We start from the raw sequence: 16584 nt of genomic DNA on the forward strand, positions 1-16584 counted from the left end.
CTACTCCTCGCTCGTCCTGCTGATCCTGCGCAGCCGGGGCGGGGCCGCCGAGGCCACGTCCTGCCACCGCGCGGCCAGCCCGGCGACGGTCGGGTACTGGAAGACGGACCGGATCGTCACCTGTGACCCCAGCTCGGTCCTGATCCGGCCGATCAGCCTGGTGGCCCGCAGGGAGTTGCCGCCGCAGGCGAAGAAGTCGTCGTCGACGCCGAGCGTGTCCCGGCCCAGCACCTCGGCGAACAGGCGGACCAGCACTTCCTCTCGCTCGTCGCGCGGTTCCCGTCGGGCGTCGGTGGTCGTGTCCCGCGTACGCCCGCGGCGGACGCTTCCGTCGACGGTGGCCGGCAGGCGCTCCAGCCAAACGAGTTCGGTGGGGACCAGACGGGCCGGCAGACGCTGGGCGACATGGTCCCGGAGGTCTTCGACGGGGGCGGCGTTCGGGCCGGCCGCGACCACATATCCGGTCGGCCCGCGTTCACCGGCCACCACGAGCGCTTGCGCCACGTGTGGGTGGGACAGCAGGACGGTCTCCACCGCCTGCTCCCCGGTCCATGTCCTCGCCCGCCTGCCACCGAGCCGTTCCAGCCCCCCGCTGACCCCGTACCGTGCGCGCACCCCGGTGCGGAACATGCGCGACCCCGGCGGGCCGTAGGGGTCGGCGACGAACCGTCCGGCGGTGAGACCGGGGCGCCCGAGGAACCCGCGGGCGAACTCCCCCGCCACGTACAGCTCCCCCACGGCGCCTGGTTCGGCCGGGGCCAGGGAGGGGCCGAGCAGTAAGGCCCGCGGGGCCTCCGCCGGGGGTGCCTCCGCCAGAGGGGCCTCCGCCAGGGAGGCCTCCGCCAGGGAGGCCTCCGCCAGGGAGGCCTCCGGCCGCACCTCGATGGTGCCGCCGGCGCAGAGGGCCAGCAGCAGCTCCCGCGCGCCCGTCTCGGGGCCGGTCACCAAAGCACCGTCAGGAGCCGGCTCGAATGCCGGCACCGCGTCCGCCATGCCGCCATGCGTGATCGCCACGGCACACGGCTGGGCCGCCGCGTCCGGCGCATAGGCGAGGTAGGCCAGATCCTCCGGCCGGACGGAGCGGGACGGGCCGGGCCACGCGTGGCCGGGGCCGACGTCCACGCCGTCGTCGTCTGCCGCGTCGAGCGGTATCAAGGCCAGGCCGGGCCCTTCCGGACCCACCGCCCGGTCGGCGACCACGGCCTGCGGACGGGCGTCGGCCAGAACCGCGTCCGACCACGCGCGCGGATCCCGGGGCTCGATCGGCAGGAGGCAGGCACCGGCCTTCAGCACCGCGAGCAGCGCCACGACCCGGCCCACCGCGCCGGAACAGCGGGCGGCCACCACGGAGCCTGGCCCGAGGCCGCGCCGACCGAGCTGCCGCGCGAGACGATCGGCCCTGGCATTCATCTCGCGCAGGGTGGCCGGAATCCCCTCGGCGACGAACGCCACCGTGTCAGGGGCCGCTTGCACCCGCCGTTCGAACAGTTCCGGCACCGAGGCTCCGCTCGGCAGGGACTCGCGGTGCGTCCCGCCTCCCCCGTCCGGTGATCCCAGGCTCACGGCAGCGACCGGGAGTCCGATGTCGTCCGCGAACGCCCGCAGGACGCGTCCGAAAGACTCCGCGACGCGCCCGGCCGCCGACCGGTCGAACGCGCTGTGCCGGTACTGGAGCCGCAGCCGCAGGCGGTGGTCCTGCTCCGCGAACACCACCATCGGGTAGTGCGATCCGCCGATGGACCGGAATCCTGTGACATCCAGTCCCGCCCCGGCGCCCACCGCGGCGATCTCGGCACCATCGGACGGATGGGACTGGAACACGACGAGGGTGTCGAAGAGTACGTCGAGGCCTGTCGCCTCGTGGATGTCCAGCAGGGCGCAGTGGTGGTGGTCGAGAAGACCCGCCTGGGCCGACCGCAGCCCGTCCATGACCCCTGCGAGCGTCTCCCACGGTCCGCAACGGGCTCGCACCGGGACGGTGTTGAGGAACAGCCCGACGATCGACTCGACGCCGTCCACCGCGGGTGGTCGGCCGGACACCGCGGCGCCGAACACCACGTCGGTGCTCGCGGTGAGACGGCCGAGCAGGACCGCCCAGGCCGCCTGCACGAGGGTGTTGAGGGTGCAGCCCAGTTCGGCGGCGCGGCGGGCGAGCGCGTCCGCCTCGTCATCGGTCAGCGACACGTCGAGTTCGCCGAAGCCGACGGCGCCTGGAGTGGCGGCGGTGGCGGTGGCGGTGGCTACCAGCGTCGGCTCCTCGACTCCGGCGAGCGCCTCCGCGTGGACCCGCACCGACCGTTCCCGATCCTGCCCGTCGAGCCAGGCGAGGAAGTCCTTGAACGATCGCCGCTCCTCGGCAGCGGGGCCGTGACCGTACAGCCGCAGCAGGTCCCGCGCCAGGATCGGTTCCGACCAGCCGTCGAACAGGACGTGGTGCGCGGTGAGGACCAGCTCGGCGCGCCCTGTCCCGACGCGGGCGAGGGTCAGACGCATCAGCGGGGGCTCGGTCAGGTCGAACGGCTCCCGCCGGTCCTCGGACAGGAACCTCTTGAACGCCTCGGCGTTGGACAACCGCAGCTCACGCGACGGCACCTCGGCCTTGGTGACGACCAGTTGGACCCAGTCCCCCGCGGTGGTGGTCACGAACGCGGTCCGCAGGGCGGCGTGCCGGTCGAGCAGGGACCGCGCCGCCGCCCGCATCCGTGCGACGTCGACCGCGCCGTCCAGACCGATCACGAGCTGCACGTGGTACGCGTCGGCGCCGATGTCCGCGAGCATCGTGTGGTGCAGCATGCCGGACTGCAGCGGGGTCAGCGGCCACACGTCCACGAGCCCGCCGTACCGCTTGTGCCAAGCGTCCAGCTCGCCCTGCCCCACCGAAACCAGGGGCACGTCCGAGGGTGTCAGCCCGTCGGCACCCGGGCCGCGCACATGCTCGGCCAACCCCTCCAGGGCGGCGTACCACAGATCGGCCAACTCACGTATATCGGTGGGGGACAGGACGCCTCTCGGCGCGGCGAACGTCGCGTCCAGCCGTGGGCCGGCCGCCTCGTCGGCCACGACCGCGGTGACAGCGAGCTCGGACGGGGCGGGCATGGCCGGGTTGTGGCCGGCGTCGAGCGTGGCCAGCTCCTCCAGCTCGGCCCGGTCACCGGTGAGCGTCCAGCCCAGCCCGCGCAGATCCTCGGGCAGGTCGGCGGCGGAGAAGCGGCCCAGGTAGTTGAACCCGATCTGGCCGAGCGGGTACGGCCGCAGGTCAGCGGCGGTTTCTTCGTTCAGATAGCGCAGCAGGCCGTAGCCCAGGCCCTTGCCCGGGACGGCTCGTAACTGTTCCTTGACCGCCTTGACCGCGGCGCCCGCGGCCGGTCCTCCGGTGAACGCCTCCGCCACGTCGACCCCGGCCAGGTCCAGACGTACCGGAAAGACGCTGGAGAACCAGCCCGCGGTCCGGGACAGGTCCGTGCCCGGTGCGATCCGCTCCTCCCGGCCATGGCCTTCCAGCCGGAGCGATACCGAACGCTCATCCACCCGCCGCTCGCGGCGCCACCGCACGACGGCCAGCGCGAGACCGGCCAGCAAGCCGTCGTTGACTCCACCGTGGAACGCCGCGGGTACCGCCGTCAGCAGCGCGTCGGTCACGCGGGGCGGCACCGAGATCCGGACCCGCTCCACCGTGCCCATGACGTCCAGCGCCGGCTCCAGCCGACGCTTTCCCAGCACCGGGTCCGGGGCATCCACGACCGACCGCCAGTACGGCAGCTCGGCCACGCGCTCTTCGGAGTACGCCGCATCCATCATCGCGTGCGCCCAGCGCCGCGCCGACGTGGCAGGCGGCGGGAGGGACGGCGTCTCCCCCGCCCGCACCCGTCTCCAGGCCGCCGCGAAGTCCGGCATCAGGATCCGCGAGGTCACTCCGTCGACCGCCAGGTGGTGCAGCGCCAGCAGCAGCCGGCCCGGCCCGGTCGCGGGGGCGAACCAGACGAGCCGGGAGATCAGCCCCTCGGCCGGGTCCATCGCGTCCGCGGCGGCTTCCAGCTCGGCCGTCAAGGTCCGGTGCCAGCTCTCGTCCCACCGCCCGTCGCACTCGACTCGACGCACCAGACGGCCGACCTCCACTCGTCCCGGCGGTTCGACGACGAGCCCGCCGGGAACCAGGCGGGCGCGGAGCAGGTCGTGCCTGTCGACGACCGCGGACACCGTCGCCACCAGCCCGTCCCGGTCGATTCCTGAGGGCAGCTCCAGCACGAGGGCCTGCGTCAGCCTCTCGAACCCGGGACCGGCCTCCTTGATCCACCGCGCCGCCGGCAGCAGCGGCATCCAGCCCACTCCGCCGCCGTCCGGCTCGCCCGGCGCCGGGCCGGCCCCGTTCCGCCCGGCGGCGGACGCGTCATCGGCGAGTGCGGCGACCGTCCGGCCCTCGAAGATCTCCCGTACGCCGAGGGTCAGCCCCCGTGCCCGCGCCCTGGCCGCTACCTGGATCGCCTGGATGCTGTCGCCGCCCAGAGCGTTGAAATCGTCCTCGGCCCCCACTAGGTCCAAGCCCAGCACCTCGGCGAACACGCCCGCCACCTGCCGCTCGTGCTCGGTGCGCGGCGTGCGGTAGGCGCCCGCGCCGAACTCGGGCGCCGGCAGCGCGGACCGGTCCAGCTTCCCGTTCGGGGTCAGCGGCAGCCGGTCCAGCGTCATGAACACCGACGGCACCATGTATCCCGGCAGGCGCTGCGCGACGAACTCCGACAGCCGCTCGGCCTCGACGCCCGTGTCGCCGGCGGGGACCACGTAACCCACGAGATGCTTGCCCAGGCCGTCGTCGGAGTGGACGGCCGCCGCCGCGTGCGCCACCGCCGGGTGTGCCAGCAGGTTCGCTTCGATCTCTCCCAGCTCGATGCGGTACCCCCGCACCTTCACCTGGTCGTCGGCACGGCCCTGGCAGACCAGGATCCCGTCCGGCGTTCTGAAGCCCACGTCGCCGGTGCGGTACATCCGGGAGCCGGCGGGGCCATGCGGGCAGGCGACGAACCGCCCGGCGTTGAGCGCGGCACGGTTGAGGTAGCCACGGGCCAGTTGGACACCCGCGATGTACAGCTCACCCGGCGTGCCCGGGGGCACCGGCCGCAGTTCCTCATCGAGTACGTGGACACGCATGCCGTCGAAGGGACGTCCGATCGGCATCTCTCCGCCGATCTCGATGGCGCTTCCCGCCTCGGTCTCCGTGCCGACGGCCGGGGACGGCTCCACGACGTGGGCGGTGGCGAACACCGTCGTCTCGGTCGGCCCGTACGCGTTCACGAACGCGGTGCCGGGGCATGCCGCCCTGGCACGCCGGACGAAGGGTGGTGAGACGCGCTCTCCTCCGATGACCACTTCCCGGATTCCCGCGAGGCAGCGCGCGTCCTCCTCGACCAGCAGATTGAAAACCGAGCTGATCAGCATGACCGAGGTCACGCCGTGGTCGGCCACCATCGCCGCCAGCGATTCGGGCGTCAGCTCCGCGGCCGAGCTGACGACGAGCCGACCGCCGTTCATCAGGGGCACCCACAGCGGATAGACGGAAGCGTCGAACGCCAACGGCAGGTGCAGCAACACGCATTCCTGGGTTTCGCGGCGCCACAGCGAGTCGGTCGCGAAGGCCACCAGGTCCCGGTGCGTGATCGCGACTCCTTTGGGCACACCGCTCGACCCGGACGTGTAGATGACGTAGACGAGTTGATCCGGCCGTCCCGTCCCCATGGCGTCCGGATGTGTGCCGGGCGCCTCCGGGGCGTCCGGCACCTGATCCAGGTCGTCCAGCATCACGTGCGGACAGATGCGCGGCAGCCGCGCCGAGGCCCGCTCCGTGGTCAGCACCAGCGCCGGAGCGGCGTCACGGAGCATGAACTCGATCCGTTCGGCCGGGTAATCAGGATCGATCGGCAGATACGCGGCGCCGGCCTTCAGCACTCCCAGCAGCGCCACCACCACATCGGCCGACGGAGGGAGCACGACGGCGACGATCGACTCCGGTCCCACCCCACGCCCTGCCAGTGCGCGAGCGAGTCGGTCCGTCCGTTCGCCGAGGTGGCGATAGGTCAGCGAGACGTCCCCGAACACCACCGCGACCGCATCTGGTTTCTCGCCGACCCAACGCTGGACCAAATCCGGAACCGTCACATCCGGACCGGGTACGAACGCCTCGCCGCCCTCACCGGGCGACCGGTCCGGGCATACCCGTTCTCGCACGTCCATCACCCCACCGGAAGAAATGCAGCAGAAATGAGTTGAATCGGGGCGCGACCAAGCGATTCACGACCGGCACCGTCTCACCAAAAGAAGAGGAAACTCCTCGAGGACAAACCGTCAGGAGCCCGGAAATCGCGGGCCGTCACCCTGCGGCTCACCGCCCTCAGGCTTTCTCACTTTCCAGCCTCCGCCCCATCAGGTCAAGCGCAGGACAGGCAGGAGACTTCATGCTCCGTCAGCCCCGGCGGCTGTCCCGTCACCAGGACACTGCCGCGTTCTCGGGCATGATGCCAAATGCATTCCAGGCAGCCTTCCACGCAACCGATGCGCATGGAAGGCTGCCGAGGACTGGTGCGGCGGAACAGCTTCCTCAGCATCGACGCCGCAAGGTTTCACGAACTGGAGGGGATCACCAGTGGGAGACACGAGCCCGCACACCTGGCGGGTCGAAGTCGACTCGTCGTCCTGCATCGGTTCCGGGATGTGCGAGAGCGTCGCACCCGCCTATTTCCGGCTCGTCGACGGCCGTTCGCAGCCCATGCGGACACGGGTCGAGCAGGACGATCCCGTACTGGAAGCGAGCGAGAACTGTCCGGTCGAGGCGATCCTCGTCCACGATGAGCGGACAGGCGCCGTGCTCGCACCACGCGAACGATGAGGATTCGGCGCCGGAAGCGCGTTCACGCGGCAGCCGAGGCATAGGGCGGCACTCACTCCTTGCAAGCGGATAAGGCATCTGTCAGCCTCGGGTCGACAACAACTGATTTCAGATGGCGCCAACTCTTGTCGGCGCAGTCGCCCGGCCACTCGCGCACAACTCCACCGTCCGTTCAGGAGCGCGGCCCCAATCCGGGCCAACGAGCTGAAGGTTCAAGTGACATGAACCGGATGACGGGACACTCCGGCCCAACAGGGAGAAGGATGAGTACGATGCGGATCGCCCTGGTCAACATGCCGTTTGCCGACTGGTACCGGCCTTCGGTGGCATTGAGTCAGCTCGCTGCGCACACGAAGCGCGAATTCGGCGATTCGATCCAGACGGAGATCCACTACGTCAACATAGACTTTGCACTGTTATTCGGAGCGAGTGAGTTCAACCGGCTGGCCAACGAATACGGCAACCTGACCACCGGCGTCGGCGAGTGGCTCTTCCGGCAACTGGCCTTTCCGGACTCCACCGACAACGCCGATGCCTACTTCCAGCGCTACTTCGCTGACGACAACGCAGCCGGTTTCCGAGCCCATCTGCTGCGCATGCGGAATCGGATGGCGGACTTCTGCAATGGCGTCATCGAAGACTACCGGCTGGCAGAGGCCGATATCGTCGGGTTCACCTCCATGTTCTCCCAGAGCATTCCCAGCATCGCATTGGCGCAGATGATCAAGAAGCGCAACCCCAAGGTCATCACAATCATGGGCGGGGCCAACTGTGAAGCCCCCATGGGAACGGTTCTGGCCGAACGAATACCCGCGCTCGACTTCATCTTCTCCGGACCGGCACTGCACACCTTCCCAGAGTTCGTCCAGTGCATCCTCGACGGCAAACCCCAACTGGCCGACGAAATCCCCGGGATTATATCCCAGCGAAATATGAATATCGACCGATTTCGTCGCGCCATCGGCCGTGACAGAGACATCGACGACTACGTACAGCCGGAATACCAGAGCTTTGTCGACAAGTTCGACCAGTCTCAGGAAGCGCTACGCGAAAGCGGCGGCACGGACAAGCCCACCCTCTACTTCGAAACGTCGCGTGGATGCTGGTGGGGAGAGCGCTCGCACTGCACGTTCTGCGGCCTCAACGGTCTGGGCATGGGATACCGCGCCATGGCTCCCGACAAGGCGCTGGAACAACTCCATTGGCTCTTCCAATTCTCGCCCTGGTGCACCGATTTCCACGGTACGGACAACATAATGCCGCGCAACTACATGCGCGACGTCTTCCCCCACCTGGAGACGCCGGCCGGGGCGCGGTTGTTCTACGAGGTCAAGGTACCGATCTCGGACCGTGACTTTCGGACGATGGCGCAGGCCGGGGTACGCGAGGTGCAGCCCGGGATCGAGGCACTGGCCACTTCGACCCTCAAACTCATGGCCAAGGGCACCACGTCGTTCCTCAACCTCCAGTTCCTCCAGAAGTGTCTGAGATACGACGTCGTGCCGGTTTGGAATCTGCTCATCGGCTTCCCGGGAGAGGAAGAGAACGTCTACCGGAAGTACGCAGCGGATTTGCCGAATTTGGTTCATCTGCCGCCGCCCGACGGAACGTTCCTGGTCCGCTTCGACAGGTACAGCCCCTACTTCACCAAGCGCGACGAGTACGGACTCGACCTGCGGCCGCTGGACTTCTACGGGCTCGCCTACCCCGTCGTACCGGACGACCAGCTCCAGGACCTCGCCTACTTCTTCATCGACGAGAACCTGGCCCCGTACCAGCTCCAGTCCATCGACTGGATCACGAAGCTGCGAGAGCTGACCGATGCCTGGCTCGCCGCATGGAAGGAAGGGGCGCCGCCCCGCCTGGAGCTCACAGTCGACGACGCCGGGGAGCCTGGCGTGCTCGACACGAGGTTCGGCGCCCGTCGGTGGCTTCCGGTCGGACCCGAGACCGAGGCAATGCTGCGGCGGCTCACCTCACCTGCCCGTCCCGAGAAGCTCGCATCGGAATTGGACACCCCGATCGACCGACTGCAGGCACAGTTGAGGGAACTCGCGGGGAGAAAGCTCCTGTTCGAGGACGAGGGCTCCGTCATCAGTCTGGTCACGGTGGAGACACGAGCCGACAGTTGACCCGAGCCCGCCAAGAGGACCCTTCCCCCGGGTGAACTCGACAGGGACGATCAGCATGCCACCTGCCCGCGCCGGTACGAGCCGACGGGAAGTGGAACGGCTCCGGCAAGAGCCGACGGACTCCATCGCGGATGTGAGCCAGTCATCGTGGGACCGGCCGGTGCCGTGTCGGATCGCCCGGCCGACCCTCGCTGTATGTTGCGCGCGGCGGCCGGCCCTCCGCGACCACGCCGACCGTGCGACGGCACGTGCCCACGCGACTCCGAATGCGGCACCGTAGGCACCGGTTCGGCCGCACCCGTGGGTTGGGGACACTCAGCCGGCCGCAGCGAGGATCAGCGGAAGAAGCGTGCTCGCCGCCTGCCAGGCGCAGCACACGGGCAGCGACTGCCAGGCCCCGACGACGGTCGGTCAGCGGCTTGCGGGGTTCAGCCGTGTCCCGCGATGTGAGCGTCTCTCGCGGCTGCGGCCCAACCGGCTCCCACGGGCCGCGGCCCAACCGGCACCCACGCGGCCTTCTCCGTGCGGATCCGACTCCGTGCTCACACACCGAGGCCCCGTACGACATCCCCGCCCGGACATCAGGGCGGATCGCCCCGTACAAGTCGGCCTCGGCACTCAGACGGCGCCATCGCGGCCTCGTCCCGCAGAGCACGTCACCGGTGTCGAACTCCGTCGGCAAAACCACGTGTGAAGCCTTCAGCCCGATTCCCGACGAGGAGCTGTCCATGATGCTGTCCCTCGCCCCTGTCGAGCCCCTGCCCGCGCAGACGCTCCTGCTCTTCCTGCTCCAGACAGGCACCCTGCTCGGCCTGGCCTTCCTGCTCGGCCGACTTGCCCAGCGGCTCGGGTTACCGAGCATCGTTGGCGAGTTGACCGCCGGCGTCCTGCTCGGGCCCAGTGTCCTCGCCCACACCGCACCCGCGGCCTCCACCTGGCTGTTCCCACACAACACAGAGCAGAAGCACCTGCTGGACGCCATCGGACAACTCGGCGTCCTTCTCCTGGTGGGCTTCACCGGTATGCACATAGACCTCAAGCTCGCGCGCCGTCACGGCCGGACCGCGGCGGCCGTGAGCACGACCGCACTGCTGCTCCCTCTGGGACTCGGCTTCCTGCTCGGCCTGGCCCTGCCCGCCGACCTCAAACCCTCCGACGTGGACCCCGTGATCTTCGCCAGCTTCATCGGCGTCGCGCTGAGTGTTAGCTCGATCCCGATCATCGGCCGAGTGCTCGTCGACATGGGGCTCATCAACCGCACCGTGGGCCAGATGATCCTGGTCGTCGCCACCGTCGACGACGCGGTGGGCTGGCTCCTCGTCTCGGTCGTGACAGCCCTGGCCACCACCGGAATCGGCCCGCAGGAGATCGCCACTCCGTTGTTGCACATGGCGGTACTGCTGCTCGTCACCCTCACAGCCGGACGCTGGACGGTGCGCCGCGTCATGCACTGGGCCGGCCGCTCCGACTCCCGCGGATCCACCATCACCGCGGCCGTCGTCCTCCTGGTCCTGTCCGGCGCGGGCGCCCAGGCCCTGGGATTCGAAGCACTCCTCGGAGCCTTCCTGTGCGGCATACTCATCGGCGCGTGCGACACCGGCGAACAGACCGCACGGCTCCAACCGCTCAACGCCGTGGTGCTGGCGTTTCTCTCCCCGCTCTTCTTCGCACTCGCCGGACTGCGGATCGACCTCACCTCTCTCTTCCACGGCACAACCGCACTATGGGCGCTGGCCGTGCTGGCTGTCGCCGTGGCCAGCAAGTTCCTGGGCGCCATCGTCGGCAGCCGCGTTGGCCGACTCGGCCGCTGGGAGGCTCTCGCGATCGGGGCCGGCATCAACGCGCGCGGGGTCGTTCAGGTCGTCATCGCCGTCGTCGGCGTACGTCTGGGACTCATCACCACCGCCATGTACAGCATCATTGTGCTGATCGCTGTCATCACCCCGATCATGGCACCCCCCATCCTGAAGGCCGCCATGAAGCGAGTTGAGCGGATGGAAGAGGAGATGAAGCGCGAACGACGCGGCCACGCTGTCCGCGACGCCCGGGAAGAGCCTGAAGAGCCGGTGCCGAGCCCGCGGCGGGACTAGCCTCTGCGAGTCAAGAGCATCGGCGAGGCCGTCGCCAAACTGCCCCAGAAAACCCCAGCCCGGACACTGTCCGGGCTGGGGTTCCAATGGAGCCGCCTAAGGGAATCGAACCCTTGACCTACGCATTACGAGTCAGCACATGATCATCACGATCTTGATCGACATTGCCTGACTCAAGGGGAAGTTGCAGGTCAGAGCGGGTGCGGGTGCCCGCTCTCGCTGGGCCTTGCCGCATCCTTCCTGATGCTTCCGTTCCCACCAGGTTCCCATCCGTTCCCGAACTTCGGCCCCAGGACCGTGCTGAGCGGCAGCGTTGCTGGTCGGAGTGAGGGCTGAACCGGGGAGCTTCACACCTGCATCGAGATGAACGCGGGCTCACTTCCCCTGTGCCCGGGGTCGAGCCAGTGACCGTTTTCGCAGGTCAGCTGCGTCCTGACAGATTACCCCGCGGAACTCGTGCCCGTCCGGTGATGCTGTGGGGTCCGCGCAGGACCTTCCCTCCGTGTATCGAGGTGGTGGATTGCGGCGACCTCCTCGGCGAGACACTGCTTGGCGCGTTCGAGCCGTGCCTTGTGCTTCCTCAGAGCCCTTCGAGTGTTGGCCAAGGTCGCTGCTTGTCGCGCTTCGAGTTCCGCGAGCCGGGCCATCTGGCGTTCGGCATGAGCGACCTCCTCAGCTCGAATGAGTGCTGCGGGGCGGCGAGGTCCCGTCGGGCGGCCGGAGCCGCGCTTCTTGTTCAGTTGCGCGCGGGCGAAGTCGAGGAACTCGGAGCGCGGGACGTACTTCATACGACGGTCGCCGATGCCCGTCAGAAGGGCGATCTTGGGGAAGTTCGAGTGGCGTTTCGACCAGTTGCTGACGGCGGAGCGGCTGACGCCGACGAGGGCTGCTCCAGCAGCGAGGCTGATCAGTTCATCCTCGCGGCCCCTGAACTCGGGACGGAGCCATGTGACGGACTTGGGGTCGCTCACACTGCCTCGCTCGTGTCGTACTCAAGGGGCAGCGTCTCGGTGATCACCATTCGCCGCTCGGTCTCCGGGGGCTCCACGGCGAGGTCGTAGCCGCCTCCTGGCGCCTTGCCGGGCAGGTGCCGCTTCTCGATTCCCGTGCGGATGGTGCGTATGGGCCCTCCTGTGTCGAACCAGCCTTCCGGGTAGAGCTGGCTGGCGTAGGTGAGCCAGCGCCGGCCTCGGCGTTCGGGGAGCGGCGGCAGTGTGCGCCATTGGGGGTGGGTGTGGTCGTGGGCGTCCTCAACGGCTTCGTCCGTCCTGCGACGGTCGGGGCCCTCCCAGGTGCAGGCGAGGCAGGCGCCGCGGTGTGCGTAGGGCCATATCTCGCCGGAGGAGTCGGGGGCGGGGCCGTCCCAGCGGCGTACGAGGACCGTGGGCTGGTGGTCGGTGGTGGGCTCGGGCGGGGTCCGGTGGCTGAAGCCGGGGTGCCCCCAGTCGATGCGCCAGACGTCACGGCTGTCCTGAGCCTTGTCCCAGAACTGAGGGAGGTAGGCGGTGTGTCGTGCGATGGCGCCGACGGGTTTGGTGGGTGTGGTCATGCTCAGGTCTTTCGGGGTCCGGGCGGCCCCGGCTGATACCGGGGCCGCCGAAGTCGTTCAGTGCGCGTTGGTGTCCTGGTGCTGGGTGCGCTTCTGTCGTTGTGCTCGTTCGTCTCGGACGATGGCGAGGAGTCCTTGGGGGTCGGCTCCGGCGTTGATGGCGTCGTGGAGGAGGTCGGCCATAGCGTCGTCGGGGTCGGTGTTCAACGCCTGCCGGAGTGCGAGGCGGGCGGTGATCTTGTCCTCCTGTCGCCATGCGACCCAGGCCAGGGCGGTGAGCAGGGGGACTGACTGGCCGGTGAAGGGCGGTACGCAGCGGCGGGCGAGGTAGATCCACAGGCGTCGTGCGTGCGGAAGGTCGTCGTCCTCGGCGAACTCGAAGGCGTGGTCGCGTGCGTGGTGGTCCTGGAGGCCGTGGATGAGTCGGGCGGTCATGTCGTCGGCGATCTCGGTGGCGCCGCTGCGGAAGTCGCGCATCGCTTCTTCGAGGAGGAGTCGTGTGGCTGCGAGGGCCGCGTCTTGTCCGCCCGGGAAGGCGCACTGGTTGGCGTAGTTGAGTCCTTCCTTCTTGAGGGTCTGAAGCAGGTGAGGTGCGGTTGCGGGGTCGAGGGACTGGAAGTCGGCGAGGACTTCGGTGGTGCGGCGGCAGGGCGAGTAGCCGAACCGGATCAGCTGTGCCGCGACGCTGTTGGGGTCGTCGAGGGCGGGCAGCGGTTCGCCTTCGCAGCATCCGGGAAGATCGCATTCGTAGACCCACCAGCGTCCTGCGACGAGGCCGAAGGTCTGCTGCTGCGGGGTGCCGCGGTGTTCGGTGAGCGCGTCGACGAGCCAGTCGGATACGGGGCGGAGGAGTTCGGCGGTCTCCTCGGCGGTCTGGCCGGGGCGCGGTTCGCGGCAGAGGTAGATGATGACGTTGCAGTCGAGGCCCTGTCCCTTGCTCTGGGCGTACTGGATGAAGTTGCAAGCTGCGGCTTCGGCTATTTGCTGCCAGTGGGCGGGGTCGTCGGGCAGGGGGCAAGTCATGCTCGGTCCGTCGATGAAGTTGGGGCCGGGGCAGTGGAGGACGATGCTGTCGTCGGGGTAGTGGCCGAGCATGAACGGCAGGATCTCGGCGAGGTTGGCCAGGGTTCGGATGGTGAGCTTCTCTTCGGGGGCGATCACTTCTGTGTTCCTTTCTTCGTGGCGGTGTGACTGTTCTTGGCCGGGGCCGTCTTCTCCTTGGGTTCGGCCTTGGTGCCGGGGTTGGGTGTGGCGGTAGGCAGGCGCTTGGGCTTTTTGGTGAGTGCGGGGATGAGCTGGTCGCGCAGGACCGCGCCGAGGGTTGCGGTTATGCGGTCGGTACCGCGGGTGGCGAGGGTGGCGTGCCAGGAACGGCCGGGTTGGAGGCGGGCGTCGTTGGCGGCCTGGGCGTTCGCTTTCTCCTCGGCGGTGCCGACGGGGAGCGGCGGGAGGTCGGGGCCTGCGGTGATCCAGGTCTGGATGATCAGGCCACCGGGTTGGAGCCGCAGCCCGATGCGGTGTCCTTCGGGATGGGTGTAGATGGTGGTGCGCTCTGGGGTGTCGGTGGCTTCCTTGAACCAGGGCGGTTCTAGGGTGGGGGCGATCTGGGCCAGAGGCTGTTCGAGGCGGTGCTCTTGCGCCCGATCAGAGGCCTCGGCCTCATCCCTGCGCGAAGGCTCTCGGGAGCGGCCAGCACGCCGGGACGGAGGTTGCACGCGGGGGACGAAGGGTTGCGGTTCGGTCATACGGAGGCTTTCTCCTTGGGGGTGCCGATCTGGTCGAGCAGGCGTATGGCCTGGCGGGTGGCGGCGATGGTGGTGGCCGCGCCCATGGCGTCGTCGCGCTGTTTGAACGCGTCCTGGGCTTCGGCGAGGGTCTTGGCGTAGTCGTCCTCGGGAGCGAGGGAGTCGGCGCAGCCGATGAAGCAGTTGGGGCCGAGGCCCCAGATGATCGCGTTGACGGCGGCGCAGGCCGCGGCCAGGGAGTCGACGTCGTTGCCGTACCAGGTGTAGTCGTGCGGGTCGAGCCGAAGGTCCCGCAGGCACTGGGCAACGGAGCGGAGCATGCCACCGGAGCCGACGGCGGGTTCCCGGATGGCCATGTTCGGCTGGGCGAAGTCCTTGTCCACGATCATGCGGGCCATCAGGTCCGAGACGCACGCCGGCGTGTGGTACTCGCCGCGCCACTTCTTGTCGCTCTTGTGCCGCAGGCCGGTCAGCAGGGGGCTGAGGACGTCGGACTCGGAGCGCATGTACGGGTCGTCGTGGCCGGTGAGGTCGAGCAGGCCGGTGTTGATGGCCCGGTTGGTGACGGCGTGGACGGCGCGGAGCTGCTGAGGATCGGGGTCGGGGTTCCAGGCCCAGTCGTGCAGGCGTATAGCGCGGTTGATCAGGTCGGGCCGCTTAATCCAGTAGCCGAGGTAGATCTCCTTGAAGAACTCCGGGAGTTCGTGCGGCTGGAGGTTGAGTATCCAGTCGGCCAGTCCGGGGACATTGCGTACCAGCGCGAGCGCGGCGACGGTGCCGAGGGGGATGTCGATGCTGCTGCCGCCGAAGCTCTGGTACCAGGTTTCGATGACGTTCTCGGCGATCTTGCGGGCATGCTCGTGCGGGTCGCGCGGTGCGAGGTACTTCCGGGCGGTGACCTTGGTGCGTGCGGCGGCCTTCGACTTGGGCGGCTTCTTCTTCGCCCAGGACGGGACTGGCCGTGCGGTGACGGGTGTGGCGGTTCGTGGCAGGAACGGGGCGTCGCCGTCTGACATGGGCTTCCTTTTCTGCGCGCATGGGGCCGCCCCGGTGCGCGGCCGGGGCGGTAGGTGGTGCTATGGGAGGCGTGGGTCAGAGGGGGCGGCGGAGGGTGGTGGCAGGCGCCAGGGCGCGGCCCATCACCTCGTCGGCCAGCTCGTCCTGGCCTGCGCGGTGCAGGCCGAAGGTGAGGTACATGAGGGCGAATTCGTCAACGGCCATGTCTGCGGTGGTCTGTTCGAAGGTGAGGTGGCGCAGGACGAGCGGGCGGAACTCGTAGCCGCGTCGCAGGGCTTCTTCGACCTCGCGCAGGACTTCGTGGGACTGGTCTTTGGTGAGGCCGAGGAGGTTGGCCCAGGCGGTGAGCGTGGTGTCGTCTACCGGGTACTTCACGGTGCTGGTGGCCTTTCGGTTCGGCCGTTCCCGGCCCACCGGTGGGCGGGCCGGGAACAGGGGCGGTCAGTGGGGGAAGGGGTTGTTCCGGTAGTCGGGGTGGCAGGCGGCCCACATGCCGCCGGGGAGGAGTTCGGTGACGACGCCCCATCCGGCCCAGCGCATGACGGCGAGGTAGCCGAGTCGGCCGCCTGCGAAGCCGCCTCGGTTGTCGGCATGGGGGTCGGGTGCGATGAAGACCCAGCCGGGCAGCTCGTCTTCGCTGCCGGGCATCACCTGGAAGCCGGGCCGCAGTTCGCGGGTGCCGTCGGTGTGGATGGGGGGAAGGTCGGCGGCCTGGAGGACGCAGATGGCTTGCTGGATGTGGGAGTGCTCGTGGTACTCGGGCAGCGTGCCCACGCCCTTGGGGATGCGCGGAGGGTGGACGGTGGTGCCGGTGCTGGCCTTGTAGACGGCCATGAGGAGCTGGGCGTCCTCGATGCGTCCGGCGAAGCGCATCGCGTAGTTGGCGACGATGGCGACGACGTAGCGGTCACCGCCCATGAGGCGCGTGAACTGGTCGTCGCGCAGGTGGCTGTAGTGGTGGGCGCGGATCGCTGCGTGGGTTTTGGCTGCGAGGCGGAGGGCGCGGGCGACGTGGGAGGGGTCCACTCCGATCTGCGCGGAGAGGAGGTGGATTCCAGGGGTGTAGTTCATGGTGTTTTCTCCAAGAGGCACGCTTGCGCGTACGGGTGCGGCCCCGGCGGGGGGGCGGGGGCGCGGGGGTGTAACGGGTGGGTGGGGGGGTTATCGGCGGCGG

At 69.0% G+C, this 16584-nt stretch carries 11 protein-coding genes; 3 read left to right on the plus strand and 8 right to left on the minus strand.

The genetic code is table 11. The features are described from left to right. Entirely contained in the window at window positions 1-6225 is a 6225-nt protein-coding gene (locus ACFXB5_RS00035; RefSeq protein WP_385200857.1) for an amino acid adenylation domain-containing protein, read from the minus strand. A 409-nt stretch (window positions 6226-6634) separates the two neighbouring features. On the opposite strand from ACFXB5_RS00035, the gene ACFXB5_RS00040 reads away from it, so the two are divergent. The 3 genes from ACFXB5_RS00040 (at window position 6635) to ACFXB5_RS00050 (ending at window position 11099) form a co-directional block, all read left to right on the plus strand. Next, window positions 6635-6877, plus strand: a complete 243-nt coding sequence (locus ACFXB5_RS00040) for a ferredoxin (protein WP_385200858.1) — start codon at window positions 6635-6637, stop codon at window positions 6875-6877. Between the two features lie 272 nt (window positions 6878-7149). Then, window positions 7150-9009, plus strand: coding sequence for a RiPP maturation radical SAM C-methyltransferase (locus ACFXB5_RS00045; protein ID WP_385200860.1), 1860 nt, complete (start codon window positions 7150-7152; stop codon window positions 9007-9009). 728 nt (window positions 9010-9737) lie between these two features. Beyond that, window positions 9738-11099: a cation:proton antiporter gene (locus tag ACFXB5_RS00050; protein WP_385200862.1), complete on the plus strand. Its 1362-nt coding sequence runs from the start codon at window positions 9738-9740 to the stop codon at window positions 11097-11099. 440 nt (window positions 11100-11539) lie between these two features. Here ACFXB5_RS00050 and ACFXB5_RS00055 read toward each other — a convergent pair whose 3' ends face one another. The 7 genes from ACFXB5_RS00055 to ACFXB5_RS00085 all read right to left on the minus strand — a co-directional run bounded on the left by ACFXB5_RS00055 (window position 11540) and on the right by ACFXB5_RS00085 (window position 16481). Beyond that, entirely contained in the window at window positions 11540-12070 is a 531-nt protein-coding gene (locus tag ACFXB5_RS00055) for a hypothetical protein (RefSeq protein WP_385200864.1), read from the minus strand. Next, a complete protein-coding gene (locus ACFXB5_RS00060) occupies window positions 12067-12648 on the minus strand; it encodes a DUF6349 family protein (protein WP_385200866.1) in 582 nt (193 codons plus the stop codon). The genes ACFXB5_RS00055 and ACFXB5_RS00060 overlap by 4 nt, the downstream gene beginning before the upstream one ends. 57 nt (window positions 12649-12705) lie before the next feature. Beyond that, window positions 12706-13809: a DUF4192 domain-containing protein gene (locus ACFXB5_RS00065; protein ID WP_385200868.1), complete on the minus strand. Its 1104-nt coding sequence runs from the start codon at window positions 13807-13809 to the stop codon at window positions 12706-12708. Then, the gene (locus ACFXB5_RS00070; RefSeq protein WP_385200870.1) at window positions 13806-14393 is read right to left on the minus strand and encodes a hypothetical protein; all 588 of its coding nucleotides are present in this window, start codon (window positions 14391-14393) and stop codon (window positions 13806-13808) included. Before ACFXB5_RS00070 ends, ACFXB5_RS00065 begins: the two co-directional genes overlap by 4 nt. Further along, complete coding sequence (locus ACFXB5_RS00075; RefSeq protein WP_385200871.1) at window positions 14390-15409, minus strand: N-6 DNA methylase; 1020 nt, start codon at window positions 15407-15409, stop codon at window positions 14390-14392. The genes ACFXB5_RS00070 and ACFXB5_RS00075 overlap by 4 nt, the downstream gene beginning before the upstream one ends. Before the next feature lie 76 nt (window positions 15410-15485). Next, on the minus strand, window positions 15486-15785 hold the full coding sequence (locus ACFXB5_RS00080) for a hypothetical protein (RefSeq protein WP_385200873.1): 300 nt from the start codon (window positions 15783-15785) through the stop codon (window positions 15486-15488). A 66-nt stretch (window positions 15786-15851) separates the two neighbouring features. Further along, entirely contained in the window at window positions 15852-16481 is a 630-nt protein-coding gene (locus ACFXB5_RS00085; protein ID WP_385200875.1) for a hypothetical protein, read from the minus strand. Window positions 16482-16584 lie beyond the last annotated feature (103 nt).

The sequence above is a fragment of the Streptomyces sp. NPDC059455 genome (assembly GCF_042750115.1).
GTDB classification, from domain to species: Bacteria; Actinomycetota; Actinomycetes; order Streptomycetales; family Streptomycetaceae; genus Streptomyces; species Streptomyces endocoffeicus.

What these genes read in the sequence shown, in the direction of transcription:
- ACFXB5_RS00045 (WP_385200860.1), top strand. Translation starts at nt 7,150, where the DNA reads ATGCGGATCGCCCTGGTCAACATGCCGTTTGCCGACTGGTACCGGCCT.
- ACFXB5_RS00070 (WP_385200870.1), bottom strand. Translation starts at nt 14,393, where the DNA reads ATGACCGAACCGCAACCCTTCGTCCCCCGCGTGCAACCTCCGTCCCGG.
- ACFXB5_RS00050 (WP_385200862.1), top strand. Translation starts at nt 9,738, where the DNA reads ATGATGCTGTCCCTCGCCCCTGTCGAGCCCCTGCCCGCGCAGACGCTC.
- ACFXB5_RS00075 (WP_385200871.1), bottom strand. Translation starts at nt 15,409, where the DNA reads ATGTCAGACGGCGACGCCCCGTTCCTGCCACGAACCGCCACACCCGTC.
- ACFXB5_RS00060 (WP_385200866.1), bottom strand. Translation starts at nt 12,648, where the DNA reads ATGACCACACCCACCAAACCCGTCGGCGCCATCGCACGACACACCGCC.
- ACFXB5_RS00035 (WP_385200857.1), bottom strand. Translation starts at nt 6,225, where the DNA reads ATGGACGTGCGAGAACGGGTATGCCCGGACCGGTCGCCCGGTGAGGGC.
- ACFXB5_RS00085 (WP_385200875.1), bottom strand. Translation starts at nt 16,481, where the DNA reads ATGAACTACACCCCTGGAATCCACCTCCTCTCCGCGCAGATCGGAGTG.